Origin of the sequence: Cytobacillus sp. S13-E01, assembly GCF_029193815.1 — a bacterium.
Classification (GTDB): Bacteria; Bacillota; Bacilli; order Bacillales; family Bacillaceae_L; genus Bacillus_BV.
In genome coordinates this window covers 1-25,697 of sequence record NZ_JARFVC010000049.1, presented here as the reverse complement: position 1 = coordinate 25,697, position 25,697 = coordinate 1, and the positions used below count along the sequence as shown (strand labels likewise).

The following is a 25,697-nucleotide window of genomic DNA, read 5'->3' as shown; positions in this document are numbered from 1 at the left end:
ACTCATTTTCTGTCATTTTTAAACTACCGCCTTATCAATTATATTGGTAGTATCATTGTTGACAGATTAATTCCATACTAAACTGCGATGAACCTTAAATATCCAAGTTATTTCCTGATTTCCCCTCACACCAATCCAATTATAATTAGATGGAAGGCACTTACTCCTGTTCAAGTCCTAATAAGAAGTGATCCTATCGAAAAGAATACCATAAAACAATTTTTAAGAGATATTTTCCTAGAGAAAACTTGCTATGTTGCAATCCAAAAGTGTAGACAGTGGCGTAGTTGCACTTAAATGGGGCCTTGAGCTAGACATCAAAATTATGCATTAGATTGCTGGTTTTGTTACCGTTTTTTATTTTCTGCGGAGTTTCGGGCATCAGATTGCTCTTTTGGTTACCGTTTTCTATTTTTTTCGAAGTTTCGGGCATCAGATTGCTCTTTTGGTTACCGTTTTCTATTTTTTGCGGAGTTTCGGGCATCAGATTGCTGGTTTGGTTACCGTTTTTTATTTTCTGCGGAGTTTCGGGCATCAGATTGCTGGTTTGGTTACCGTTTTTTATTTTTTTCGAAGTTTCGGGCATCAGATTGCTCTTTTGGTTACCGTTTTCTATTTTTTGCGAAGTTTCGGGCATCAGATTGCTGGTTTGAAATGCGTAGGGTGCCCGGCTATCGGCGCGTCGATTAATACCCGCCGCATCCTGTATCGAACATCGACATCAGCACACCCTGTACAAGTCAAGCATATGACGATCCCTTTAAGAAGGTGGTTTTTCCTTCTTAAAGGAAATGGTTTTCAAACTAGCAGGACAATATTCCTGCCCCTCTTGTTTTTATTTAACTTCAATAATGAATGGGAAAGGGAAAACATTATCCCTAAATTTGAATTCCGCCCACAATTTGTATAATCCTGATTTGTCAAACTGGGTTTTAAACACTGTCTCATGTTCAGATACTGGGTGAACATGAATAAATTGCTCCACATCTTGATCTATGACGACAACATGACCAAGTGCACCTAAATATGGTTCTGGAATTGCATTTACAATATTAAAAGAGAGGGTAATTTCCTCCCCAACTTTTAAGGGATTAGTTATTAATTCAACAACATTCCCATCCATTTCTTTTTTATAAAATTGATCTTTTTTTAAATTAGCAGAACCTAGCGGGAGAATTTGCGAATCGGAGGTCACTTTAATTCGGATTGGCTTAATATGATACTCCTTTCCTTTAGGGTTTATATCTACAAATGCCGTATATGAAGAGTTAGATAATGAGATATTCATCTCGTAATCACCGTTATTTACTTTTTTTGGATGTAGATGATAAAATTCAATTAAATCATTACTTACGACAATTAAATGCATTTCTTTTTCATGTGTTAAACCTAATGAAGGTGCGTTTCCGTTATTATCTGCAACTTGTATACTTAACTTTTCATTCTCGTACGATATAGACACATTCACTTCACTTTTTACAACATTTGTTAAATGGTGATCGTGTTCATTGGAATGCTCATGGTGTTGGTCCATTATTATCTCTCCTTTTTATTCGGTCCTTGTTTTTTTACGGAAAAAAACTTCCGGTTCCCAACTGTTAAATGGATGAGATCTGAACTGGGCCGGTTCGATTGATACCCGTGGAGCATGTTTTGGCTTATTATCTTTCTTTGCTGCATTCTCTAAGGATTTTCTAATCGGTTCCCAACTTTTAAGGTACATAACAATCAAAAATAAGGAAACGCCTGTTACCCCAAAGACAATCCATGGAAGAGGACTTGCTTCTTCTCCTACACCAAGCAGTCTTCCACCGATTGATTTTCCACCAGCTTCACCTAATCCAGAAACCACATTCGCTAAAGCAAAGAATAGACCGATCATTTCTGCTTTTGATAATTGAGAAATGGTACTATCAATTGTCGGTAAAATGAGCATTTCACCGATGACAAAAATAGCACCGCTAATAACTAGATGGAAAAACGCACTTGAAAAATACAATGATGTAATTCCAACCGTTATAAATAATACTCCCACACCAAGTGCTGACAATGGTTGAATGCGATCAATGACTTTTTTAGTAATCATTCCCTGTGACGAAATCACAATTAAACTATTTATTGTCCAAATTAATGCAACGTTTTTAGGTTCTGGAAGAATAACCGTTGCTATAAGGGGTAGGGCTAGGGATAGTTGTGCATATAATGCCCAAATGAAAATACTTACTAAACTAAATACTAAAAATGGTTTATTTTTAAGCGCTTCCCTATAAGCACCTGAGGGAATAATAGGACACGAAGCACTGCCACAATTTTTAGGTAGTAAAACCCAGCTTTTTACAGCTAGTACCAAATAAATTACACCAGCAATATAAAAGATCATTTTACTGGAACCTGCTATTAGAAAAAAAATAATTAACCCCGCTATTCCTGTTCCTATATTAGCTGCTACTCCTCTCATTGAAAATGCTGTAGTTTGTGTTTCACTAGAAGCAAGTGCTGCAATTGCGGCCTTTGTCGAGGGAGCATTTAATCCTGTTCCCAATCCCATTGTGACTGCCATAGATAAGAACAGCACATAACTTGAAAAAAAGCCAAATCCTATTGAACCAACAGCACTTATTAAAGCTCCTAGTCCAATAATAAATCTTCGCCCTATCCTGTCTGCCAATACTCCACCAAGGATACTCCCAAATTGAAAAGCAATCGCGATACTAGCTAGAATAGTGCCAATTTGCACCAGGGTCAAACCAGCGTCCACTTTCAAAATAATCGGTAACATGGGCATGACCATATATGTACCTAAATGGGATAACAAAACCCCAATAAGTAGAATCAACAGAGGACGTTCAAGCTTCAAGATCTCTTTTATTCCCATCTCATTTCACCTGTTGTTCTGTTGCATGACTTACAATGCCTTTATCCGTTGGCAAGTGTTTTGCCATTAGTCCTACATCTATAGTTTTTAACATGGGAAGACCCTCCTTGTTTAGTTCCTTTCTAACTTGCCCTTCTAGATGATTTTTATTTAAATCATGACGTATTTACAATAAGCAACAATATCAAAGTGAAACTTTAAAGTAGCACTAGTCTGGATGAGTATCCTCTTGCAATAATTGATTGTTCTTCTGTTCAACCCTTGTTTTATCAAAAATCAAAAGAATTAGGACATTTACCCATACAACAAAGAGAATACGACATATCATGTATTACTAAGGTAAATGGAGGTGTTTAAATGAGTGGTGCAGTTGCAGGTGCTGGTGGAGGATTTGCCTTACTTGTGGTTTTATTTATCCTACTTATCATTATAGGAGCAGCATATGTTGGATATGGATATTAACAATTAAGGTTATCCTTTATTATCTTTTAAAAAGGGGACTAAATAAGCTAGTCCCCTTCTTGAATGTACATAGAAGCCGATGTTATTTAAGCCATTTTTCTACATGCTTCTGCACACTCACGGCAGATTTTAGCACATTCTTGACAATGGTCATCTTTAAATTTTTCACAATGGGCTGCACAAGCCTCACAAATAACAGCACAAAGCTGACAGTGCTGTGCTGAAAATGTACTGTTTCGAGCCATGTAAGCTACTGACTGTAAACAGATTTCTGCACAATCATTAAGGATTTGAATGCATTCTATTCTAGTTTGTACATCTGGTTCTTGAAAGCAAGCTGTTGAACATTCTTCGCAAGCTCTTGCACATCTTACACAAGCTTCAATACAAAAATCCATGTTTGTTGGGGATGTTGACAATATACCCATTTGTTTAACCTCCAATATAATTTTATCTGAGTTATCTTTTCTACAATTGTCTAATTTTATTCATTAATTGTCAGTTGTTTATCCTCATTACTTTTTCTACCTGTTATTAGAATAAGACATTGCATGCTTTTTCATAGATAGTTACTTCAGTTTACTTTAGCAAAATGTTTGCACTTCCTTAAATTCCGCCATTAACCTAGTGTATTTGTCCATTTCAATACTCTATGTCGATTCATATAATGTCATATGGTTCATTAGGATATGGAGGTGAAAGAATGTCAGTTAGTCATTTTCATGAACTTTGTCAAAGATACAGAGGTAGAGCTGTTGAAGTTAGAACCCATGATGGAAGAACCCACAGAGGTATCATTCAACATGTAAGCAACAACAGAGTATATTTAAAACCACTTGGAAACCAAAGAAACTTAGGCGGTTTTGGTTATGGTTATGGTGGATATGGCGGATATGGTGGATGGGGCTTTGGGCTAGCACTTGGTTCTATCGCCGCATTAGCTTTACTTCCACTTTTCTTTTGGTAGGTCAGTTTCTTACTAAGCAATTTTACAACGGTTAAAATAAGAAAAGCGCAGGGCGCCCGCCTTTCGGCGACAATCATAAGACGGTTCCATTAAGAAGGTGGTTTTTCTTTCTTAATGGAACCGTCTTATGCCCTCGAGCCGATGGCGCCCGGAGCTAGACACTAAAACCTTTTATACTTTCTTTTAAAAAAGAGCATGCCTGAAAACTAAGTAGTTCGGTTATTAAGTAGAAAACTCAATTCAACAAGTTAAATAACCAGCCAATTTACACAATTTTTGCCAACTCAAAACGCATAGAAAACGCAGTGGTTTTAACAATAAACCGTTCCGTTTTGAGGTACATAACGGTAAATTGACATTAGAAATGGCATACGAATCGACGTATGCCATTTTCCTTTTATATAGGGATTGATAATACCTCTTATAGTAAAATAAAACCACTAATGACAAAATAAATTTAAAGGACAATGCTTTTTGGACACTCAAAATTAAATGTCAATTGGGATGACAATTCTTACACATTTCCATATACATCAGAAGTCATCTCCTAAATTTAGTAACCATGATCGTTAAAATAAGAGGAGATTTTCCGGTTAAACTGCGTAATAAGGCTTGGTTCGGGGTATATAAGCGGAGGTTTTCCGCTTAAGCAATGCAAAATGATCTATTTTGACGTTTTTTGTGTAAATAGTCGGAATTCTTCCGTCTATTTAAGCTATTTTAAGTGCTATTTCGTAATTAAGAGAAATTTCTCCGCTTATTTATTAAACCATGCTGATTCCCTAATCTCTTGGTCCTTGAGGGTTCGCTCTTTACTCCAAGCCCAAACTTAACTAAATTTCGGTAAGGAGTCATTACACCCCCGTTCTTTCCTAAAACAATCGCTATCCGTAAGGCGATTTGCCTTGTTTTTGGCAAGTTGAACGAAAAAAAGGTTTGCTCCCAGGTTTTTGCTACATCAACTGAGAACCCGAACCGATCTCCCCGTTTTCTTCTGTCATCGGGCGATCTTCTGCATGACGATAGATTGTTGCTGTACTAGAATTCAACCAACCTTTAGGAGGGTTGTTGCATGCCAGTATAGATTCTCCAAGTATTGTAGTAGTTTCTGTTCTTGAATTAATGATTTCCTGCTTATACGCTTCATTATAACGACAATTCACTGATTTCCCCGCAAAATTGATCAGAAGTTCAGCACCTTCTAATGCCTCGATGATTACTGATTTATCATGCCAAGAAATATGTTGGTGCCATATACTTGATTTACCTCGGTGCATCTTCTATTTTTGCACGTAAAGAGATAAAAGATGACAGTCTAACAAATGAGAGGGAATTTGATAACAAAAAATCAGCCTTCAAACAGGGATTATTCTCAAATGTGCTTAATCCAAAGGTTGCCATGTTTTTCCTTACATTTTTACCGCAATTTGTAATAGCAGGAACGGACACAACCATTCAACTTGTATCTATGGGCGTTATTTACACGATTCTTTCAATCACATGGTTTTTTGTCTATGTCTTTTTCATTAACTATTTACGTGATTGGTTGATGTCGCTTAAGGTTCAACGAGCCATGGATAAAGTGACAGGGATTATCCTAATAGGTTTCGGTCTAAAATTGGCGTTTGAAAAACAATAGAAATTAAAAATATCATTAATAAATAAATCGATAATCATACTAAACTGCCAACGGACTGCCACAATAAGAATAGGACAGTCCGTTGTCGTTTTAAACCTGATAACGCATCTTTAAGTATATCAATATTACTCTATAATTTTAATTCCCAGCATTTGAGCAAACCCGATTGCTTGTTCAGGGGACACTTCACATCCCTTTAAATCTTCTAGGGAAACAATAAGTTCTTGAAATGTCGAACTACTGATATCCACACCTTTAAGGGGTGTTCTGGTGAAATTGACTTCATTTATATCACATTGCTGGAATTTTACGTTAGTAAACTTACACTCGTAGTAATCCGCACTTCGCAGTGAACAATGATCAAACTTTACTTGCTTTAAACTAGCATAACCAAATGTACTTAAATTCAAGTTACAATTCTCAAACAAGACATTTCCCAAACTGCCTTCTGCTAGATTGATACCTAGTATTTTAGAATCTTTAAAATGAACCCTTTGCATAATACCCCCCATAAAATCCGCGTTTGATAGGTTGCAATCTTCAAAAACAACATCGATTAGCTCAATATTAGTAAAAGCCACATCACTAAATGTGACATTCCTGAATACAACCCGCGAAAGTTCAATTTTGTCCATCGTTTCCCTAGTGATGGAACAATTAGCAATAAGACAATCGTTAAGATAGGGCTCGTCCTTATAATAGATATCTTGAAAGTTTGCAGAAGCTAAATTCGCTGGTATTTTTGGCTGATCAATTTTAAATTTTCTAGACATATTTTCACCTTTATCCTTTTACTCTTTGTTTAATAATATATTTTCTATTTTATCGACTTGAATTTTTTTAAAAGATACCCTATATAGCTACTCCATACATTGTTCTCTACCTACTAACTTAAGTATATCCGATAGTTGCTCGGCTAGTAAGAAAATCGTCTCACCTATGGTAGCGTTTATTGCTCAAAAGAAACATATTATCGCAGCCGCTGGTGGCTGACCTAGTTGGTACCCTTTCTGGCGCTGGAGGCGAGTAATATCCCTTCTTCACCGGACCTAAAGTTTTTTTTAGGTTTTATTAGGATTTTGGTCTAAATCTAACGATTATCCTATATTTTATATGAAGGATACAAGATGAGCATTTTTTGTAACCCATACCATATGAAAAAGGTGAGACCAAAATGTTTGTTGTTTATTTTTTCGATAACAAAAATCTTTTATTAACTCAGCTGCTTAAACATGTCCCAACCGTCGGTGAAGATTTAACCATTAAAGGTCGTAAAGGAAAAGTTTCAAGTGTTAGTAGTATTGATGAGAGAAAAATTCATGTACAAGTTATCTTAGAAAACGTTAATAAAAATAAACTTATTGTAGATAATTCAAAAAAGAAAAAAAGGTAAGTGAAATTGGCTTTTCTTTCTCTAAGCGTAATAGTAGCATTCAAAGAAAACTACCATTTATGTTTTAAAAAGACGATTGCAATTAAATTTAGGTCATATTAAAAAGGAACGCACATGTTAGATCATGTTTGTCTATAATGTGCGTTGTTTTTCACCTTCATTAGTGAAACATTACCCTCTTATTATTTCGATGAACATACGTAGTCTATATATAGGTTAGGAAGTGATGACATGTGCGATCATACAAGCGAGGAAATTGGATGGGTAACATACAAAATTGTAGGAGCATCTTTCCCCGTAGCTATCAACTATGTATTATTGCATCGGCTTTTCATAATCATTAATTAGAAGTTTAATTTCATCGTTAACTGATATTTTTCCAGGTCTTTCAACAGAGCACACAATTCCTCTTCGTTTTTTCCCCGCAATGATAAACTTTTTGGCAAGGTCAGGCATGTCACTATATGCCTTTTGTATCTCTTGACCAGGAAACTTACATGGAAGGTTCTCTCCATTATTAATCAGTCCTGTTCCGTCTGGAAATAAGAAACGAGATCCCATCGTTAAGGTAGTAAAATGAGAAATTCCACTAACAAGAATATTTGCCCCCAACCATTCAGGCTTTATTTCACTTACACCCAGTTCCTTCGCAATCAACCCGCAGTCTTCAACTGATACAATACTTATCTGTCTTCGATTAAATATCTCTGTCCCTCTTTCATACATAGGCTGCCTTACACCAGCTTTATCAGTTATCCCAAAATGGCGATCCCCAGGGATTCCTCCAAATTCAACATTAACGTGTGAAACACGGTTTGTGACAAACGTTTCTGTGTTTGATGCTTTTAAAATAGCTTCTACTTTTATAATCACTGTTTTCATATAAACACTTCCCTTTTTTTGTAATGCCTTAAAAATCATTAGATACTATTAATTATCATTCTAAAACACTTTCACAAAATTGTCACAATCTTTCATATTTCCATGCCACCTTTTAACCCACTCGTTTCTATGCAGCCAGTCCCTTGGTTTTCCCGCAGATTGTTGATAGATTATGAAATCATCGGGGGATTAGATCACTATTTTTCATAAGTATCACTTACTCTGTTAATGATAATAGTTAAACGAATAAAAAAATGGTGGTGTGTAATGTTGTGAATAAGACTACTGCAACTGAAATAAATGTTTTTAAAGTAGCAGCTACTTATATTGGTACAGTTGTTGGAGCTGGGTTTGCTTCTGGACAAGAGGTTTTACAATTCTTTAGTGCATATGGTATGAATGGGATCTTGGGAATTATTATTTCTACTTTCCTATTCTTCTTCTTTGGATATACCATTTTAATCATAGGACAAGCTCTAAAGGTGAACTCTTATGTTGAAGTTGTACGGTTTTCAAATGGTAAGTTTCTAGGGACTATTATTGATATAATCATCACAATTTTCCTATTTGGTGCATTGGCAGCAATGATTGCTGGAGCTGGAGCAATCTTTGACGAGCAATTTAACATATCACCATTATGGGGAACATTGTTAATGGCAATTATCTCTCTCCTTACCGTTATAACTGGTATTAAAGGTGTAATTAATGCGATTAGTTATGTTGTACCTGTCTTATTAGTATCCGTTTTTTTTATTGCAATTTACAGCTTATCTATTAATCCTATTACATCTGCTGATTTACAGATTGCAAATACATTGGAAGGTGCTGCCCCAAATTGGGTCATATCAGCACTTAACTATACTTCCTATAACCTCGTAATTGCGGTGGCCGTACTTGCTCCAATGGGGGCAAAAGCAAAATCGCGAAAAACGCTTTTCTGGGGTGCGCTTTTAGGGGGACTAGGGCTTGGTGTAGGGGTAGTTGCTATTTTCCTTAGCATATTAACAAATTTAGATATTGTTGTTAATGTTGAAGTTCCAATGATCATGATTGCTTCTACAATTGCCACCTATATACAGATTATTTTTGCAGTTGTGCTATTTGCAGAGGTCTATACAACCGCTGTCGGAAATTTATATGGCTTTGTTTCAAGAATGAACTTCATACCTGACCGTTTTCATATTTGGGTAATAGTGGGCTCAACTATAGCTGCTTTTTTAGTAAGTCAGATAGGTTTTTCAGCCATGGTGAAATATTTATATCCTGCTGTAGGGTATGGTGGCTTGCTATTCTTTGCGGGGTTACTTTATGTTTGGATATTTAAACGGAGTGAGTTAAATGAACGAAGTAAATAAATGCCACCAATTTAAGGCAAAGTTAATGTTCAGAAAAGGGCATATAAGCCAAAAACCTTCTACCTTTGGTTCCCGTTTTTTATTTTTTGCACGATTTCGGGCATTAGATTGGTGTTTTGGTTACCGTTTTTAATTTTTTCCGCGTTTTCGGGCATCAGATTGGTGTTTTGGTTACCGTTTTCAATTTTTTCCGCGTTTTCGGGCATCAGATTGCTGTTTTGGTTACCGTTTTTTATTTTTTTCGCGTTTTCGGGCATCAGATTGCTGTTTTGGTTACCGTTTTTAATTTTTTCCGCGTTTTCGGGCATCAGATTGCCCTTTTGGTTACCGTTTTTTATTTTTTTCGCGTTTTCGGGCATCAGATTGCTGTTTTGATTACCGTTTTTTATTTTTTCCGCGTTTTCGGGCATCAGATTGCCCTTTTGGTTACCGTTTTTTATTTTTTTCGCGATTTCGGGCATTAGATTGGTGTTTTGGTTACCGTTATTAATTTTTTCCGCGTTTTCGGGCATCAGATTGCTGTTTTGATTACCGTTTTTTATTTTTTCCGCGTTTTCGGGCATCAGATTGCTGTTTTGGTTACCGTTTTTAATTTTTTCCGCGTTTTCGGGCATCAGATTGCTGTTTTGATTCCCGTTTTTTATTTTTTCCGCGTTTTCGGGCATCAGATTGCTGTTTTGATTACCGTTTTTTATTTTTTTCGCGTTTTCGGGCATCAGATTGGTGTTTTGGTTACCGTTTTTTATTTTTTCCGCGTTTTCGGGCATCAGATTGCCCTTTTGGTTACCGTTTTTTATTTTTTTCGCGATTTCGGGCATCAGATTGCTGTTTTGGTTCCCGTTTTTTATTTTTTGCACGATTTCGGGCATTAGATTGGTGTTTTGGTTACCGTTTTTAATTTTTTCCGCGTTTTCGGGCATCAGATTGGTGTTTTGGTTACCGTTTTTTATTTTTTGCACGATTTCGGGCATTAGATTGGTGTTTTGGTTACCGTTTTTAATTTTTTCCGCGTTTTCGGGCATCAGATTGGTGTTTTGGTTCCCGTTTTTTATTTTTTGCACGATTTCGGGCATCAGATTGGTGTTTTGGTTACCGTTTTTAATTTTTTCCGCGTTTTCGGGCATCAGATTGGTGTTTTGGTTACCGTTTTTAATTTTTTTCGCGTTTTCGGGCATCAGATTGCTGTTTTGATTACCGTTTTTTATTTTTTCTGCGTTTTCGGGCATCAGATTGCTGTTTTGATTACCGTTTTTTATTTTTTCCGCGTTTTCGGGCATCAGATTGCTGTTTTGGTTACCGTTTTTTATTTTTTTCGCGTTTTCGGGCATCAGATCGCCCTTTTGGTTACCGTTTTTTATTTTTTTCGCGATTTCGGGCATCAGATTGCCCTTTTGGTTACCGTTTTCAATTTTTTCCGCGTTTTCGGGCATCAGATTGGTGTTTTGGTTACCGTTTTTTATTTTTTCCGCGTTTTCGGGCATCAGATTGCCCTTTTGGTTACCGTTTTTTATTTTTTTGCACGATTTCGGGCATCAGATTGGTGTTTTGGTTACCGTTTTTTATTTTTTTCGCGTTTTCGGGCATCAGATTGCTGTTTTGGTTACCGTTTTTAATTTTTTCCGCGTTTTCGGGCATCAGATTGGTCTATTTATTACCGTTTTCCTATTTTTTGGGAGTTATATTTTGTTTTTGATCTCTGACTCCATGATTCCAAGGTACTTTAGTAACTGATCCCCAGATTGTTGATCTATTATGCTGTTTCTAAAACAAAAAAAGAACAAAAGCGCAAGGCGCCCGCTTATCGGCGACAAGCATAAAAACTCTAAGTTATACACAACCTTACAATTTTATAATTTCCTAAACAATGAGAAAAGCACAGGGCACCCCGGAGCTAGATATAAAAACTAGGTAAAAACTTTTATACTTTTTTACCTTCTCTAGAAAAAAACCATTCCGTCTATGTAATCATACAAAGGAATGGTTTTTGTTATAATAGATAATTCATTCTCAAAAGTCCGTAAATTTCATCAATCTTTCATTTTAACCGGTGTTACGACTGCATACAGACTTTCTGTTGTATCTTTTACGTTAATTTCAACAACTTTATAGCCATATCCATTGTTGTTTTTGTTATTTAATATTGTGTTTATTTGATTTCCGTTCATTTCCTGCTCATCCTTTCAACTAGACTCACACAAGAACTATACTATGCTCGTCATTCAAATAGGTGTCATACTTTTATTAAAAATTTAATAGCTACATTACTGTGTTTATCTTTATAATATTAAACAGCTTTTCCCTCGGCATATCTAAACCGGAATTTTGGAGGATGACATTGTTGTACTAATCCCTTAAATTCACTTAGGGGCGTGGTGCAAACAACATTACCGAAACACCAATTAGACAGATACTCGCACCTATCCAATCATAGAAATCGGGTGTTTTCTTATCAATTCCCCACCCCCATAAGACTGAAAGGACGATAAACACTCCACCATAGGCTGCATACACTCTCCCGAATGTTGGAAAAGTTTGAAATGTAGCAATAACACCATACAAAGCTAAAGCTATCCCTCCAAATATACCCCAGTAAACTGGCTTACCCTCTCTTAACCATAACCAAATAAGGTAGCCTCCGCCTATTTCTGCTAATCCTGCAAGTATAAACAAAACAATTACATATAAAATGAAAACCACTACCTTTATAAAGACTATTTTTTCAAATTCTGATCTCACTCTTGATCCCTATTTTTTTTCGATCCAGCCCTTTCGTCATTATGGTTTTATCTTCTTTTGATATACGTCATCGGTACTGTTGTTGCAGCTCTACCTATGCATTCATCATTATGGTTTTATCATCTTTCATTATACTTTTGCTTTCGACTAGAGTTTATAAAAATCTACACCTATATCTGTACCTACCTACAATTTAGTGTATAAATTATTAGATTTCAAACATTATTCATTTTTTTATGCCCTTAGAAAGAGGCTTCCCATTGCTGGGCAGCCATTTGTTATTTATCCTTTACTCTAAGAAGCCGTAAACTATTTAACGTTACAAGTAATGTTGCTCCCATATCTGCAAATATGGCTATCCAAAGGGTAAGCCATCCAGGTATCACTAATAGCAATGCTACAAGTTTAATTCCTAATGAAAAAGTGATGTTTTGCTTAATAATCGCCAATGCCTTTCTACTTAACTTTACCGTAAATGGTAGTTTTCCTAAGTCATCCGCCATCAAAGCAATATCAGCTGTTTCTAATGCTGTATCTGTACCCGCACCGCCCATTGCAACGCCAACAGTGGATGCGGCAAGGGCTGGTGCATCGTTTACCCCATCCCCAACCATTGAAACACGGTCATGGTCTTTTCTTAGGTCTTTAATAAATGTTAGTTTATCTTGTGGTAGAAGCTCTGCTTTTATATCAGAAACTCCTACTTGCTTTCCAATCGCGTTTGCAGTCCCTATATTATCTCCTGTAAGCATAATTGTTTTTTCTATACCTAACGAATGAAGTCTTTGAATCACTTCGCGACTGTTTTCTCTTACCTCATCAGCAACAGCTAGCAATGCTACTATCTCTGTTGATGTTCCAGCTACCATCACCGTTTTTCCTTGGTTTTGTAATTCCGATATACTTTTCTTTAATTTCGTCGGAATTCCGTCTGATAGAATTTCAGCAAATAGGTTCGGGCTTCCAACATAATACGTTTCATCTTTAATTTTTCCTTTTATTCCTTTACCTGTAATGGAAGAAAAGTCTTCTATTGCAACGGTTTGATAAGCCAAATTTTTCTGCTTTGCTTTTTTCATGATAGCTGCAGCCAATGGATGTTGAGATCGATTTTCTAAAGCTGCAATAATTGTAAGCATTTCATCTGAATCTGTTTCTAGTTGTGGTACAAAATCAGTTACTACCGGGATTCCTTTTGTTAAGGTTCCTGTCTTGTCAAAGGCAATAGCTTTTATTGCTCCCATCTCTTCTAAATGGATTCCACCTTTAATAAGGACACCATTCCTAGCAGCGTTACCAATTGCTGTAACAATTGATACAGGAGTTGAAATAACTAATGCACAAGGACACCCTACTACTAATACAGCTAACCCTTGATATATCCATGTATTCCAATCTCCACCAAATAAAGGAGGGATTACTGCAACACCTAGTGCAACCAAGATGATGACAGGTGTATAATACTTCGCAAATCGATCCACAAAAGCTTGAGAAGGAGCACGCTCGGCCTGGGCTTCCTCAACTAAATGAATAATCTTTGCAATTGTCGTATCATCCACATGTTTGGTAACCTTAACTTCAAGGAGACCTTCTGCATTTAAAGTTCCAGCAAACACTTCATCATTGGTTGTTTTTGAAACAGGTACCGACTCTCCAGTAATCGCCGCTTGATTTATAGCTGAATTTCCTTTAACAACTATTCCATCCATCGCAATCTTTTGTCCAGGCTTAATGATCATGATGTCTCCGATTTTAATGTCATCGACCGCAACCATCATTTCTTGATTTCCTCTTCGGATTAAAGCTTCTTTTGGGGCAATATCCATTAAAGAACGAATCGACTGCCGAGCTTTATCTATTGAGTAAGTCTCAAGAGCTTCACTTATTGCAAATAAGATAACGACTGCTGCTGCTTCTCCCCATTCACCAATAATAGCGGCACCTATGACAGCGATTGTCATCAATGTTTTCATATCAAATTCAAAACGGAATATATTCTTTAATCCTGTGTTAAATAACCGAAAGCCACCGATTAGAATGGAAGCCGCATAAGCTACTACCGAGGCGATATTCTCGTCACCATATAATTGTCCAGATAACCAACCCATTAATAAGAAAATAAATGCGGCGATTACCGTAGAATGCTTTTTCAAAAAAGGTTCTTTCTCCTCTTCAAAACGGTGCTTTTCATGAATTATTTTTAAATTTTCAAAAGCTCCAGCTTTTTCAAGTTCTTCTATCGTTACCTTACCATTAACAGTCACCTTCGCAGCACCAAAATTAACAATTGCATCTGAAACACCATCCAGGTGTTTTACGTTCTTTTCAAACGTAGTTGCACAGCCTGCTCAGGTTAGTCCTTGTATTCGATAAATGTTTTTTTCTGTTGTTTGCTCTAACGCTTTATCCAAGTATTTTCCCCTCTTTCTCATGAGTAAAGGCCAATTGTATTAGTTGTTTTACATGTTCATCATCTAATGAATAGAATACTAATTTGCCTTCTTTTCGATATTTTGCTAACCCTAAATTTCGAAGTAATCGTAAATGATGAGAAGCAGATGATGTTGTACACCCAACTATATTAGCTACATCACATACACACAACTCATCTTCTTCATGTAATGCAAATGCAATTTTAACTCTTGTATCGTCTGCTAAGGCTTTAAACATCTTAGAGACAGTCAGAGTATTTCGTCTAGAGATAGACTCCTTAACTCGATTAACTTTTTCTTCATCAAAACAAGTAATTTCACAAACATCGTTATGCGTCATTTGATATCACCCCTTATTCAAACATCTATTTGAATATTAGTATATGTACTTTATTCCAAATAGTCAAACGATTGTTTGAGTGTTGACCTTAAAATTTAATTTTGAACCATATTTCGTTATCATTTTTAATTAGACCTTTTAATGGTTTCCTTTCCTGCTGTGGAAAATGTGGATTTTCTTTTGCGAGGTATCCGAACACAACACAAACAATTTAATTGAGTTGTTGAGCTACTCTCTAGTAAACTAATAGTAAAGGAGGGATTTTAATGTTATTAACTAAGATAAAAGATGTAACGCTGCCAGACTTAAATGGAAAGGCAGTATCCATCAGTGACTTTAAAGGTAAAAATACGCTACTGTTCATGTGGGCATCTTGGTGAAGATGTCGTGAACAACTGCCAGGTTGGCAGGATTTTTATGAAAAATATAGGGACCAAGATTTTGAAATACTATCAGTTTCGGTTGATATTCAAGGTGCAGAAGTAGCGAAACCGTATGCAGAAGATAAATCATTCACAACTGTGATAGATTCAGAAAATCAATTAGCCAATTATTTTGGCTTTAAGATTGTTCCAAATGGAATTTTTGTAGATAAAAGTGGGACGATCCGCTTAATTAAACAGGGGTTCAGCGTTACAAATAAGGAGCATATTGATGCGGTTGAAAAGCTAATACATGGAACAGTAGATCAAGTTGTATTAGATGATGAATATTATAGTCCTTCGAACAAGACGACATCGATTGAAAAACAACTATCTGAAACGAAGTTTAAGCTTGGAATGGAATATGCCAAAAATGGTAAAACTGATGAGGCACTAAAAGAGCTAGATCAAGCGCTTCTTCTTGATACTGATAATTTTCTAATAAGAAAACAAAGATGGTACATCCGTAATCCTGAAAAGTTTTCTCCGAAGATCGATATTGAATGGCAACAAAAACAATTAGCTAAAGAAAGAGAAAATGAAGCATTACTTAAAGACGGTATGGAATGTGGTCCGGAAGGTTGCATTATCCCGGGAACAACAAATGAAAGCTAATAATAAATGCACATTTCTTAACCCAATCTTCCTTAAGAATGCAGGACTATAACATTCAATTTTAGAAGTGAACAATCAGCCAAATTAATGCCCTAAATATTTAATAACAAGGGTGGATACACTAACCGGCAAACACTGTTGGTAAACACTAGTTAATGAGACCATAAAAAGACGTGTGTGAATCGGCACACGTCTTTTTGTTATTATTGGAAGAATTATCGGTCCTTTTAGAATTATTGATATCATTATTAATTGTCGTAAAGCTTTAAATTTTATTATCCTTTTTCATTAGAGCACTGTTTACTTGTAATCTTATAAGGAGTAACCTACTCCATTTTAGATGGTAATTGTCAGCCACCTTCTATACAAGTTGCGGTTGAACTGTCAACGATATGATTTAACTCCATTTGAAGGTTCACGAGAACGTCAGCCTCAATAAAAGTTTCCATTGCTTTTGTAGTAAGTGGGACTTTATATTTTTCAAAAATGGGAGCTGTAATTCCCCAGACATCAACTATCGCTTTTGGCGACATATTAGATTGTATTACCATATTAGCACCTCCTCTATTCTACTGGCGTGGTGCAAACAACCTTACCGTACCAGTCCCTGCTATTTAATATAACCTACTATTTATAATTTTGCATTTAAGCAGGATTATGGTAAAAAATATTTCTCATGACTAAATTAGAATAAAACTTTTTTTTGGAAGCATTCTATATTTTGTACAAACCACAAATAGGAGGAAAAAAACATGGCTAGTCAAATCGACACTAATAAATTGAAACAAGCAGAGGCAGCTTCTTCCATTGCAAAAGATATGATAACTTCAGCAATTGAACAATCTGCTGCTAACACCACACTAGCTTCAGAGGCATTAAAGCAAGCGTCAAATGAAGTTGCACAAATACAAACATTGATTAGTCAAGTACAATCGCAACTCCAAACTCAATCACCTTTATCAGAAGAATAAAATAAAATTAGATGATTATTGAGAGATTTTGCGAGGTTATTTGATATCAATAATAAGTATCCCTAAAATTAGGAGGTGATATTTTGGTCCGATTTTTCAACCCAGTTGATCCAAACAAACGAAATAATAGAGGAATTGATAAACAATTACATGGTGGCACGATGGAAAGTGTTGATCAAGTGTCAAATGCCATTGCAAAAGCAGTAGGTAACATTGGTGTTGATAATGAAAATAAGAAATAGCGCCTTTTTGGCGTTATTTCTTATTTTCCAATTTCTGTTAGATTTTTCGATCTATCACCCTTATTGTTTCACTAGTTTCATTTTAAAAATAAACAGTTCCACTTTTTTATCATTATTAATTTAATATTACCACTTGCCATCTTCGATACTTCAAATAAACCCTGATTAATCCCTTTGATAGGCAAATCTGACCCGCTTGATACATATAGGATCTTACGTATTTGCTTATACGATTCGTATTCGAACATAAATGGGTTTGGTAATAAAGTAGAATCCACAAACTCTAACCCTTATATGTCCAAAATATTGTGGGAATAATTATGACTAATAGCTCTTTATATCTTAGCGTACCGTTGTATTTGATATAGACCCTGGAAAAGGTATAATTAGTAAGGTATAATATGTATTCTGGTTTCTTGTCTTCGTTTGCTGACTCTCTTTTTTAAGAAACCTATTCTTAAATCCCCCCAATTGTAGCAATGTTTTTATCTTGTAACAGTTTGGTAACAGTTTTTTAATAATATACTGATAAAATATCAATACTACGTATAGGATTTTAGTTAACGTTAAATTTTACCAAAAATAGCCAATTGTTTCTTAAATTATCAATAGATGTTCACGTTAAATAATGATATTGACACGGGAAGGAAATTATTTTAAATGAAGCTTAGTAAACTTATATCTCATCTTTTCACCCATAGAAAAATACCTGAAATTGATATTAACAGTATTCAATTTAAGTCAACCTTAGTTCGAAAAGGAGATGTGTTTATTGCAATTAAAGGATACAACGAGGATGGGCATAATTATATTAAAGATTCCATATTAAATGGGGCTGTTGCGGTTATTGGGGAAAAAGACATTAAGTCACTCTCTGTACCTTATTTTCAGGTCAAAGATTCAAGAGAGGCATTAGGCCAAATAGCTGCTATTTATTATAATCATCCCTCTTCTGTACATAACATGATTGGAATTACAGGGACAAATGGCAAGACCACGACCGCTTATATGGTTCGTCACCTATTACAATCCTCCCAAAAATCCTGTTCTCTTATTAGTACAGTTACAAATTATATTAATGGAATGGAATTGATCGCAACTGCTACAACACCTGATGCATTAGAATTGCAAAGGATCTTAAGCTTAAGTAGTGACGAATTTGCTGTAATGGAAGTATCCTCGCATGGACTCGACCAAAAACGTGTAGAGGGGATTCATTTTGATTTTGGGATTTTTACAAATCTCTCCCATGAACATTTAGATTATCATCATGACCTCGATCAATATTTCAAGATAAAATCGGAGTTATTTTATAGATTAAAGCCACAAGGTGAAGCAATTGTGAACTCAAGTTCGCCTTGGGGAACAAAACTGATTGAGAAGCTTAGATCTGATGGCATTCCTGTCTTTACATTTGGGAAATCCCCTAATGATACGCTGCAACTCCACTCCTATGATGGAAATTCTATCATAAATGTAAGCTGGCAAGGGGAAAGATTGGATTTAAAACTAAATATGCCTGGAATTTATAATGTCCAAAATGCACTGGCGGCTATTTTAGTAGCATTACGAATTGGAATAAACTTCCAATCGATTAAAAACTCGTTCGAGACATTTACCGGTGTCCCTGGAAGGTTTGAGGTCTATAAGCATTCTTCAGGGGTTACATTCATTGTCGATTATGCACATACGCCTGATGGGCTGGAAAATTTTTTAAAAACAGTTCGTACCAATCACGATAAAAAGCTTATTCACATTTTTGGTTTTAGAGGGAAAAAGGACCTTTCCAAGAGAAAGTTTATGTTACAAACCTCTGTATTTTATAGTGATGAAGTTATTCTCACAATTGATGATCTAAACGGAGTTGAAAAAGAAAATATGGTATCCGAATTGTATGAACTCTCTAACCGTTGGGGGAAGGGAAAAACACGTATCATTGTAGACCGTACTAAAGCAATTGAATATGCTTGGGAAAACGCGAGCGATGAAGATTATATTGTTGTGACCGGAAAAGGTCCTGAAACCTATATGGAGCATTTTGCGTTACCAACAGAAACAGATGAGAAAACGATCAAATTCTTATTTGCAAAACAAGCGAGTCATAGTTAACCGGACATAGGGTCAGGTTCATTGTCCCGATTGTCTTAACCTTCAAATATTGATGACTAGTACAATGATTAAAGTGTTTTGTTAAAAAAGGTACAAAATTTTATACTTTCCTATCTTTTAAAAAAAGAGAAGCTTAGACACGGTCTAAGTTTCTCTTTTCTTCTAATTCAAGAAAAACAATAGGCTTGGACAAAAAAACTGCCCTATGTCCCTACATTATCAACAACATCTATTTATTACCTTGCTTCTTCACCGTCTTTATGAACGCTACTATTTGCAAGAGGAATACAATCGCAACGAGCAGCAGGAATGGTATTCTAAACCAATCTGGGGGTGGGACATTTTTATGAAATGATAATGTATAGTGGATATATAGGAAATAAGCTGTATGTATGGCACTTAAATAAAAGATTGTGTTTGCACTATAATGTAACCATTTCCAAGACCTTCCTAAGTATTTGAGTGCCCACTCTGTTGAAGTTGCCATTAAGACAATGGTCACAAGGAGTGCAACGACACCTATTAAATTTGCCAGTCCAAACCCAGGCTCTAACCGAACCATACGACCAAGTTCAGGCATGTATTCATACCCGAAAAAGCGAGAAATATCCCAACGCGCCCATCCATTCCAAACTAGAAAGCCATGAATAATGGCCATTACCCCAAACCAGATACCTGTATACTTTCGCCAAGGTAATAACTTTGCCGATAACGGCCAAAGACGAGCCAATGGACCCATCACGAGTGTTATAAACAATAACATAAATGCAGCATCTCCAAAAGCTTTCCAAAGACGCATGTCCCATGACCAATCTGGACGGCTTGTCCAAAATATCCATAAAAAAGCCGCGGCCAATACTCCAGCAATCGTATGACGTACAAAGTTGTTTTTCATACAAACATTCTCCCTCCACCAAAATCTCAACGATTAAAACATATTATAATGTGCACATAAAGTCAAACTTAATTTCCGCGGACCTGAGACTTTCAGTCATTTTATTTTTATACTATCTTACCTATTGAAAAAAAGAGACCACAATGACACTAGGGGGGTCAATTTTCCTAAAGTGTATTGTGGTCTCTCCGTTTCTCCGAACCAGTATATTAACATAATACTATTCTAGCATACATAAGTGTCTGTATCAATTTTATTTATAGGCTATCGCTGCATGTACTGCTTTTTTCCATCCGCTATAGAGATTGTTACTAGTATCCTCATCTAAAATCGGTTCAAACCTACGAGCCATCTTCCATTGACTAGCAATCTCTTCTAAGTTACTCCAGAACCCAACAGCCAATCCAGCAAGACATGCAGCTCCAAATGCAGTTGTTTCACTAACTTCTGGCCGCTCAACAGGCACTCTTAACATATCAGATTGAAATTGCATTAAGAAATTATTTTGTACGGCTCCTCCGTCCACACGCAGTGTTGTTAAAGAGATGCCCGAGTCAGCTTCCATCGCTGTAAGAACATCCTTTGTTTGATAAGCTAATGATTCTAAGGTTGCGCGAATAAAATGTTCTTTTGTTGTACCACGAGTCAAACCAAAGACAGCACCCCTGACATCACTTTCCCAATAAGGTGTGCCAAGCCCCACAAAAGCAGGAACAACATAGACACCTTCTGAAGATGGCAGTTTCAATGCGTACCTCTCCGTTTCCTTTGCATCTTTAATCATTCTTAGGCCATCACGAAGCCACTGGATGGCAGATCCTGCCACAAAAATACTTCCTTCTAACGCATACTGAACTTTGCCATCGATTCCCCACGCAATGGTTGTAAGTAAACCGGACTTAGAGTGCACGGCTTGTTCGCCTGTATTCATAAGCATAAAACACCCCGTGCCATATGTGTTTTTCGCCATCCCTTTTTCAAGACAAGCTTGCCCAAAGAGTGCCGCTTGCTGATCGCCAGCCACCCCTGCAATAGGTATTTCATGACCAAAGAAATGATTTTTATCAGTTGTTGCATAAATTTCAGAGGATGAACGTACCTCAGGTAGCATTGATGAGGGAATTTGTAACACGTCTAATAATTCTTCGTCCCATTTTAATTCATGAATATTATACATAAGCGTTCGGGATGCATTCGAATAATCAGTAATATGGGTTTTCCCGCAAGTCAATCTCCAGATTAACCAAGTGTCAATCGTACCAAATAGTAAATCACCTCTTTCTGCTTTTGCACTGGCTCCATCAACATGATCTAAGATCCATTTGACTTTGGTTCCTGAAAAATAAGGGTCAATAAGTAAACCGGTTTTTTCACGGAATGTGTCATTCAAACCTTTGGCTTTTAAGTCATCGCATATGGACGAAGATTGACGTGATTGCCAAACAATCGCACGGTAAATCGGCATTCCAGTTTCCTTATCCCAAACAACTGTTGTTTCACGCTGATTAGTTATCCCAATCGCTGCAATCTGTTCTGCTTTAACACCTGCTTCTGATAAACAAGAAGCAATAACAGCTAAAATAGAACCCCAAATTTCATTAGCATCATGCTCGACCCAACCAGATTGAGGGAAAAATTGGCTAAATTCCTTTTGAGCAAAATGAACCGTTTCCCCTCTTTGATTATATAGAATCGCCCGTGAACTAGTTGTTCCCTGGTCCAGAGATAAAACAAACTTTTCCATATTAAACCTCTCCCTTATTTATTTCTATCACTTTCTATCCGGTTCAATTCCTAATACGTTTTTAGTTTTCAAATTTCTTCCTAATTTTCTTTTTTTGAAGAAAAAAGAGATACAAAAAGGCACATTTAATCCTCACTAAAAAAATAGTGATCTAAACGTGCCTCTCCTCATCTCAATGCAATTATTAACTTTGTTGCATTTATTATAGATGAAGCTGAAAACGAATACAATAATTTTAGTTTCTTTATACTAATGCACAGAAATTGTTAAAGCGAACTTGAAGATTCGATATATAAACAGTTAAGTTCACGTCTTATTGCTATATTATTCATCACCTACTCTGTCATCTAAAGCCTTACCTACAAAAATTACTATAATAGCGAATCTTTAGGTAATAGCGCTACTATTGCCTGAAAATCATAAATAAATAAACAATTAACAATACGTATTACCCGTACTTTCTTTTTATTTTTTACTTGTATAAAATACAGGAGTTATATCTACATCTTTTAGCCAAAGATCGTCATGTCCATCTATTCCTTTTTTAATCCATATATCTCCTTGATTTCCTTTTCGATACCAAGTAATATACGATCCTACAACCTGAGGATTACTATCTAATTCACCGCTTTTAGGGAAGGTAATTTGCTTTTGTTCACCTGATAGTATATTAATGACAAATAGACTGGTATACATGGTTGGAACTGGTCCCTCTTCCCACTCTTTTTTTTCCTTTGCACGAGCAACGATAACCTCTTCCTGGGCTAGCCAATCTAGATCAAGATCAACATATCCTTTAGGTGTATATTCCTTTTGTTGATTTAAGATCGGTATGTCCGCAACTTTTGTTTTTTTATCCTGTACTAGAAATCTACCCTCACCAGATATGTAGGCTAGTTTATTTTCTCTTGGAGCCCATTTCATCCAATCCTCATACCATAGCATCTTTCCGACAGATTGAAACTGGTTTCCTTTTGATGAAAGTACACAAAGTGTATTACTATCGTTTGACCATGACGCTGTAGGGATTGCTAGAAAACTCACCCAGTTATGATCTGCGCTCCACTTAAAATAACTTGCATTGATTGCAAATAAGTCATTAGTATTGGTCTTGATCGTATAAAATGGCTTTATTTTCTTTTCGTTCAGATTAGCATTTATTGGAACTTTAAAAAGATGAACAGGTTCCCATCCAGTAGGTAATAAATTGGATTGTGCTGACACGATGAATTCCTTTCCATTTGGAAACCAAACAAAATCACTGACACCAAGTGAAACATTCACAAAACCTTTCGGGCGTCCATTTACTATTTTTGTAACATTAAGTACCCCGCCAGCATTATATGCGATTTGATTTGAAACAGGAGACCATTGAAAATTTCTTGTTTTAATTGTTTCATATGGCTGGTAGCTTCTTTTTTGCTTTGTATCATATACATACAAATAGGTTGTTTCACCGTTTTTGTCACCATCTAAGTAGGCAATGAAACGACCATCCTGTGACCATTTTGGAGAATATACATGCCGACCTGTTGTAAGTTGTTGTTCTTTCTCTCCTTCTACCATCCAAAGCTGATTATCTCGTATAAAAGCAGCTTTAAGTGGCACCTCCGCCGTAGTAAGCTGTGAAAAAGAGAAACAGCTTATGAATAAAATAAAAAAGATCCTAAATCCCATCAAACATCCCTCCTGATTATAGGATGTCCGAACTAAGAAATATGATTTCTTTATTTTATTGTTTTGTAACGAGTCTTATCCAGTGAAATACTTGGGAAATTAGCTTGGAGATATAGGTACAAAATTTTATACTTTCATATCTTAAGAAAAAACACCTCATTATAAAAGAGGCGCTTCTTCTAATGCTTTATCATTGTATTTTATTTCAGGGTCTTTCTCAGAAAAATTTGCTTTTTTTCCAAAAGGGATTGTGCGCCGTATAATAAAAATACTTTATAAAATAAATATAAAAAAAACTGAAACTCATTTAATCTCCCAAGTCTAGCTATTGTTGCTTTTTCTAGAAATTTGGTTAAGATAAAAGCAAAAAAACTATCTACAATTGCATTGAGCAATAGAAATCTTTTTAAATTACCATACGTAAATTTTAGTATCCACATGGAACCAGGTAAAAATGGGCCTAAGCTAAAAGGTAGTTCATTTCTAATAAATGATTTCTGGCTATTCGCAATTTTGAGTGGAAAACACCTTCATTTAACAACTTACAAGGGTAGTAGTTTCAATTGGGCTTGTCAAGGAAAGCACTTGACAAGCCCAATTGAAACTACTAAATGGTCTGTAAGTTAAATGAAGGAGTTACTCTGATAACTCTGTTACCCTTAGGTTCAACCCACCGGCAATAAGATAGATCATTGTTATTAAGTTTTTAGTTGAACGGTATCCTCTTGCTTGTCGTTTGGCTGCTTGGATTAATCCGTTTGTTGCCTCAAGTATGCCATTATTGATACGACTCTTAAACCATTGAAGGATACCACCACGATGCTTGTGTACACTTTTGGCCACCTTCACCATATCAGGAATCTGGGATCGTCTTGCCCAAGAAAGCCATTCATCCAAATAGGCTTCTGCTTCGGAGACATCCTTTTGCCAGAACCGTTGAAATGCTACTTTCAGTTGATAGGCTTTCGCCGTCTTTAGGTCTTGATCCTTTAATTTAAGCAATGTTTCTTTTTGTTTCGTGTTTAAATTGTCTTCATTTTTTATCCATGCATACCGGCTATTTTTTAACTCGGGATGATCTTTTTGCTCTTTACGACGTGTTTCATCCACCGCCTCATTAATCATCTTCATGACATGAAATTTATCGAAGGTAAGGGAGGCTTTTGGGAACTGTTCTTCAGCCCCCTTGATAAAGGCTGGAGACATGTCAATACTGAATTCTTTAATATTATCGGGGTGGCCGCCATGAACCATTAAATCATGTTTAAATCCCTTTAATGTATGTTGATCTTTGCCCTCTGTAACAGAAATAACCTTACGCTCTTCAAGATCCATGAAGATAGAGACATATTCGTGCCCTCTTTTTCTGGATGTTTCATCAAATCCTACCTGCTTTACAGAGGAATAGTCTTCTCTTTCGCGTGCTTCATTTACATAATGATGAAGGATTGGCCAAAGAGTTGTATCATGTTCACCAACAAGATTTGCCACCTTTTTAACGGGCATAGCTTTCATTAGAAGGATGACGAACGCTTCAAAGTACACAGAGAAACCAGACCGTTCACGGGCCCAATTTGGTTTTATTGTTTTAGCAGATCCGTCACATTCTGGACAATCTGTACGTGGTAGTCTTGCATGAAGATAGGCTTGGTACTGAAAGAAATTTAAGTGTCTCCATGTTCGTTCACGTCCATGGTCATAAATACGGGCGGGACTGCCACAAGTAGAACACTCAAATTTGCTGCCTTTTACCGTTGAAGCATATATGTGTAATTCTTTATCATCGGGATTGAATTCTACATGATCTACTTTCCATCCAGGGCCTAAATTTAGTGCCATTTGTAATAACTCATTTTCTGTCATTTTTAAACTACCGCCTTATCAATTATATTGGTAGTATCATTGTTGACAGATTAATTCCATACTAAACTGCGATGAACC

At 36.2% G+C, this 25,697-nt stretch carries 27 protein-coding genes and 1 pseudogene; 10 read left to right on the top strand and 18 right to left on the bottom strand.

Going from position 1 to position 25,697, the window contains the following annotated elements; genetic code table 11:
• Positions 1-310 precede the first annotated feature (310 nt).
• The 3 genes from PY093_RS19910 to PY093_RS19900 form a co-directional block, all read right to left on the bottom strand.
• Positions 311-637: a hypothetical protein gene (locus PY093_RS19910; protein ID WP_275647532.1), complete on the bottom strand. Its 327-nt coding sequence runs from the start codon at positions 635-637 to the stop codon at positions 311-313.
• 198 nt (positions 638-835) lie between these two features.
• On the bottom strand, positions 836-1,534 hold the full coding sequence (locus PY093_RS19905; RefSeq protein ID WP_275647531.1) for a hypothetical protein: 699 nt from the start codon (positions 1,532-1,534) through the stop codon (positions 836-838).
• A 15-nt stretch (positions 1,535-1,549) separates the two neighbouring features.
• Positions 1,550-2,875 carry an MFS transporter gene (locus PY093_RS19900; protein ID WP_275647530.1) on the bottom strand — a complete coding sequence of 442 codons (1,326 nt, stop codon included), beginning with the start codon at positions 2,873-2,875 and terminating at the stop codon, positions 1,550-1,552.
• A 357-nt stretch (positions 2,876-3,232) separates the two neighbouring features.
• Here PY093_RS19900 and PY093_RS19895 point away from each other — a divergent pair, with 357 nt between their 5' ends.
• Positions 3,233-3,337: a YjcZ family sporulation protein gene (locus PY093_RS19895; RefSeq protein ID WP_275647529.1), complete on the top strand. Its 105-nt coding sequence runs from the start codon at positions 3,233-3,235 to the stop codon at positions 3,335-3,337.
• 86 nt (positions 3,338-3,423) lie between these two features.
• Here PY093_RS19895 and PY093_RS19890 read toward each other — a convergent pair whose 3' ends face one another.
• Positions 3,424-3,765 carry a four-helix bundle copper-binding protein gene (locus PY093_RS19890; protein WP_275647528.1) on the bottom strand — a complete coding sequence of 114 codons (342 nt, stop codon included), beginning with the start codon at positions 3,763-3,765 and terminating at the stop codon, positions 3,424-3,426.
• Positions 3,766-4,040: 275 nt separating this feature from the next.
• Here PY093_RS19890 and PY093_RS19885 point away from each other — a divergent pair, with 275 nt between their 5' ends.
• Positions 4,041-4,304 (top strand): hypothetical protein, encoded by a 264-nt coding sequence (locus tag PY093_RS19885; RefSeq protein WP_275647527.1) that lies wholly within the window; start codon positions 4,041-4,043, stop codon positions 4,302-4,304.
• 816 nt (positions 4,305-5,120) lie between these two features.
• Here the strand turns inward: PY093_RS19885 and PY093_RS19880 are convergent.
• Positions 5,121-5,548, bottom strand: a pseudogene (locus tag PY093_RS19880) (epimerase); the annotation flags it as partial.
• Positions 5,549-5,562: 14 nt separating this feature from the next.
• Between PY093_RS19880 and PY093_RS19875 the strand changes: the two are divergent.
• Positions 5,563-5,943, top strand: coding sequence for a LysE family translocator (locus PY093_RS19875; protein WP_275647526.1), 381 nt, complete (start codon positions 5,563-5,565; stop codon positions 5,941-5,943).
• Between the two features lie 125 nt (positions 5,944-6,068).
• On the opposite strand, the gene PY093_RS19870 is transcribed toward PY093_RS19875, so the two are convergent.
• A complete protein-coding gene (locus tag PY093_RS19870; RefSeq protein WP_275647525.1) occupies positions 6,069-6,716 on the bottom strand; it encodes a pentapeptide repeat-containing protein in 648 nt (215 codons plus the stop codon).
• A 401-nt stretch (positions 6,717-7,117) separates the two neighbouring features.
• On the opposite strand from PY093_RS19870, the gene PY093_RS19865 reads away from it, so the two are divergent.
• Positions 7,118-7,336, top strand: coding sequence for a hypothetical protein (locus PY093_RS19865; RefSeq protein WP_275647524.1), 219 nt, complete (start codon positions 7,118-7,120; stop codon positions 7,334-7,336).
• 315 nt (positions 7,337-7,651) lie between these two features.
• On the opposite strand, the gene PY093_RS19860 is transcribed toward PY093_RS19865, so the two are convergent.
• Positions 7,652-8,218 carry an MOSC domain-containing protein gene (locus PY093_RS19860; protein ID WP_275647523.1) on the bottom strand — a complete coding sequence of 189 codons (567 nt, stop codon included), beginning with the start codon at positions 8,216-8,218 and terminating at the stop codon, positions 7,652-7,654.
• A gap of 272 nt (positions 8,219-8,490) precedes the next feature.
• On the opposite strand from PY093_RS19860, the gene PY093_RS19855 reads away from it, so the two are divergent.
• The gene (locus PY093_RS19855; RefSeq protein ID WP_275647522.1) at positions 8,491-9,573 is read left to right on the top strand and encodes a YkvI family membrane protein; all 1,083 of its coding nucleotides are present in this window, start codon (positions 8,491-8,493) and stop codon (positions 9,571-9,573) included.
• Between the two features lie 59 nt (positions 9,574-9,632).
• Here the strand turns inward: PY093_RS19855 and PY093_RS19850 are convergent, their stop codons facing one another.
• The 6 genes from PY093_RS19850 to PY093_RS19825 form a co-directional block, all read right to left on the bottom strand.
• On the bottom strand, positions 9,633-11,054 hold the full coding sequence (locus PY093_RS19850) for a hypothetical protein (protein WP_275647521.1): 1,422 nt from the start codon (positions 11,052-11,054) through the stop codon (positions 9,633-9,635).
• A 16-nt stretch (positions 11,055-11,070) separates the two neighbouring features.
• Complete coding sequence (locus PY093_RS19845) at positions 11,071-11,208, bottom strand: hypothetical protein (protein WP_275647520.1); 138 nt, start codon at positions 11,206-11,208, stop codon at positions 11,071-11,073.
• A 392-nt stretch (positions 11,209-11,600) separates the two neighbouring features.
• The gene (locus PY093_RS19840; protein ID WP_275647519.1) at positions 11,601-11,738 is read right to left on the bottom strand and encodes a hypothetical protein; all 138 of its coding nucleotides are present in this window, start codon (positions 11,736-11,738) and stop codon (positions 11,601-11,603) included.
• Positions 11,739-11,934: 196 nt separating this feature from the next.
• Complete coding sequence (locus PY093_RS19835; protein ID WP_275647533.1) at positions 11,935-12,261, bottom strand: YnfA family protein; 327 nt, start codon at positions 12,259-12,261, stop codon at positions 11,935-11,937.
• 326 nt (positions 12,262-12,587) lie between these two features.
• Positions 12,588-14,741, bottom strand: a complete 2,154-nt coding sequence (locus PY093_RS19830; RefSeq protein WP_481769332.1) for a heavy metal translocating P-type ATPase — start codon at positions 14,739-14,741, stop codon at positions 12,588-12,590.
• Complete coding sequence (locus tag PY093_RS19825) at positions 14,713-15,081, bottom strand: ArsR/SmtB family transcription factor (protein ID WP_275647517.1); 369 nt, start codon at positions 15,079-15,081, stop codon at positions 14,713-14,715. The genes PY093_RS19830 and PY093_RS19825 overlap by 29 nt, the downstream gene beginning before the upstream one ends.
• A gap of 266 nt (positions 15,082-15,347) precedes the next feature.
• On the opposite strand from PY093_RS19825, the gene PY093_RS21495 reads away from it, so the two are divergent.
• Together PY093_RS21495 and PY093_RS19820 are read left to right on the top strand one after the other, a co-directional pair.
• Entirely contained in the window at positions 15,348-15,461 is a 114-nt protein-coding gene (locus PY093_RS21495) for a peroxiredoxin family protein (RefSeq protein ID WP_481769331.1), read from the top strand.
• Positions 15,462-15,476: 15 nt separating this feature from the next.
• A complete protein-coding gene (locus PY093_RS19820; RefSeq protein ID WP_345774254.1) occupies positions 15,477-16,118 on the top strand; it encodes a thioredoxin family protein in 642 nt (213 codons plus the stop codon).
• A 350-nt stretch (positions 16,119-16,468) separates the two neighbouring features.
• On the opposite strand, the gene PY093_RS19815 is transcribed toward PY093_RS19820, so the two are convergent.
• Positions 16,469-16,669, bottom strand: a complete 201-nt coding sequence (locus PY093_RS19815; RefSeq protein ID WP_275647515.1) for a hypothetical protein — start codon at positions 16,667-16,669, stop codon at positions 16,469-16,471.
• A gap of 201 nt (positions 16,670-16,870) precedes the next feature.
• Here PY093_RS19815 and PY093_RS19810 point away from each other — a divergent pair, with 201 nt between their 5' ends.
• The 3 genes from PY093_RS19810 (at position 16,871) to PY093_RS19800 (ending at position 19,440) form a co-directional block, all read left to right on the top strand.
• Positions 16,871-17,089, top strand: a complete 219-nt coding sequence (locus PY093_RS19810; RefSeq protein ID WP_275647514.1) for a hypothetical protein — start codon at positions 16,871-16,873, stop codon at positions 17,087-17,089.
• 83 nt (positions 17,090-17,172) lie between these two features.
• Complete coding sequence (locus PY093_RS19805) at positions 17,173-17,331, top strand: hypothetical protein (RefSeq protein ID WP_275647513.1); 159 nt, start codon at positions 17,173-17,175, stop codon at positions 17,329-17,331.
• A 660-nt stretch (positions 17,332-17,991) separates the two neighbouring features.
• The gene (locus tag PY093_RS19800) at positions 17,992-19,440 is read left to right on the top strand and encodes a UDP-N-acetylmuramoyl-L-alanyl-D-glutamate--2,6-diaminopimelate ligase (protein WP_275647512.1); all 1,449 of its coding nucleotides are present in this window, start codon (positions 17,992-17,994) and stop codon (positions 19,438-19,440) included.
• Positions 19,441-19,669: 229 nt separating this feature from the next.
• Here the strand turns inward: PY093_RS19800 and PY093_RS19795 are convergent, their stop codons facing one another.
• From PY093_RS19795 to PY093_RS19780, 4 genes are all read right to left on the bottom strand, one after another.
• Positions 19,670-20,335: a ferric reductase-like transmembrane domain-containing protein gene (locus PY093_RS19795; RefSeq protein ID WP_275647511.1), complete on the bottom strand. Its 666-nt coding sequence runs from the start codon at positions 20,333-20,335 to the stop codon at positions 19,670-19,672.
• 253 nt (positions 20,336-20,588) lie between these two features.
• Positions 20,589-22,079, bottom strand: a complete 1,491-nt coding sequence (gene glpK, locus PY093_RS19790) for a glycerol kinase GlpK (RefSeq protein ID WP_275647510.1) — start codon at positions 22,077-22,079, stop codon at positions 20,589-20,591.
• A 465-nt stretch (positions 22,080-22,544) separates the two neighbouring features.
• A complete protein-coding gene (locus PY093_RS19785) occupies positions 22,545-23,756 on the bottom strand; it encodes a translocation protein TolB (RefSeq protein ID WP_275647509.1) in 1,212 nt (403 codons plus the stop codon).
• 636 nt (positions 23,757-24,392) lie between these two features.
• On the bottom strand, positions 24,393-25,619 hold the full coding sequence (locus tag PY093_RS19780; RefSeq protein WP_275645129.1) for an ISL3 family transposase: 1,227 nt from the start codon (positions 25,617-25,619) through the stop codon (positions 24,393-24,395).
• Positions 25,620-25,697 lie beyond the last annotated feature (78 nt).

Coding starts and splice junctions, on each gene's coding strand:
- PY093_RS19860 (WP_275647523.1), bottom strand. CDS start 8,218: ATGAAAACAGTGATTATAAAAGTAGAAGCTATTTTAAAAGCATCAAAC.
- PY093_RS19785 (WP_275647509.1), bottom strand. CDS start 23,756: ATGGGATTTAGGATCTTTTTTATTTTATTCATAAGCTGTTTCTCTTTT.
- PY093_RS19900 (WP_275647530.1), bottom strand. CDS start 2,875: ATGGGAATAAAAGAGATCTTGAAGCTTGAACGTCCTCTGTTGATTCTA.
- PY093_RS19810 (WP_275647514.1), top strand. CDS start 16,871: ATGGCTAGTCAAATCGACACTAATAAATTGAAACAAGCAGAGGCAGCT.
- glpK (WP_275647510.1), bottom strand. CDS start 22,079: ATGGAAAAGTTTGTTTTATCTCTGGACCAGGGAACAACTAGTTCACGG.
- PY093_RS19885 (WP_275647527.1), top strand. CDS start 4,041: ATGTCAGTTAGTCATTTTCATGAACTTTGTCAAAGATACAGAGGTAGA.
- PY093_RS19800 (WP_275647512.1), top strand. CDS start 17,992: ATGAAGCTTAGTAAACTTATATCTCATCTTTTCACCCATAGAAAAATA.
- PY093_RS19845 (WP_275647520.1), bottom strand. CDS start 11,208: ATGCCCGAAAACGCGGAAAAAATTAAAAACGGTAACCAAAACAGCAAT.
- PY093_RS19865 (WP_275647524.1), top strand. CDS start 7,118: ATGTTTGTTGTTTATTTTTTCGATAACAAAAATCTTTTATTAACTCAG.
- PY093_RS19905 (WP_275647531.1), bottom strand. CDS start 1,534: ATGGACCAACACCATGAGCATTCCAATGAACACGATCACCATTTAACA.
- PY093_RS19910 (WP_275647532.1), bottom strand. CDS start 637: ATGCCCGAAACTTCGCAAAAAATAGAAAACGGTAACCAAAAGAGCAAT.
- PY093_RS19850 (WP_275647521.1), bottom strand. CDS start 11,054: ATGCCCGAAAACGCGGAAAAAATAAAAAACGGTAACCAAAACACCAAT.
- PY093_RS19825 (WP_275647517.1), bottom strand. CDS start 15,081: ATGACGCATAACGATGTTTGTGAAATTACTTGTTTTGATGAAGAAAAA.
- PY093_RS19795 (WP_275647511.1), bottom strand. CDS start 20,335: ATGAAAAACAACTTTGTACGTCATACGATTGCTGGAGTATTGGCCGCG.
- PY093_RS19815 (WP_275647515.1), bottom strand. CDS start 16,669: ATGGTAATACAATCTAATATGTCGCCAAAAGCGATAGTTGATGTCTGG.
- PY093_RS21495 (WP_481769331.1), top strand. CDS start 15,348: ATGTTATTAACTAAGATAAAAGATGTAACGCTGCCAGACTTAAATGGA.
- PY093_RS19895 (WP_275647529.1), top strand. CDS start 3,233: ATGAGTGGTGCAGTTGCAGGTGCTGGTGGAGGATTTGCCTTACTTGTG.
- PY093_RS19840 (WP_275647519.1), bottom strand. CDS start 11,738: ATGAACGGAAATCAAATAAACACAATATTAAATAACAAAAACAACAAT.
- PY093_RS19890 (WP_275647528.1), bottom strand. CDS start 3,765: ATGGGTATATTGTCAACATCCCCAACAAACATGGATTTTTGTATTGAA.
- PY093_RS19780 (WP_275645129.1), bottom strand. CDS start 25,619: ATGACAGAAAATGAGTTATTACAAATGGCACTAAATTTAGGCCCTGGA.
- PY093_RS19870 (WP_275647525.1), bottom strand. CDS start 6,716: ATGTCTAGAAAATTTAAAATTGATCAGCCAAAAATACCAGCGAATTTA.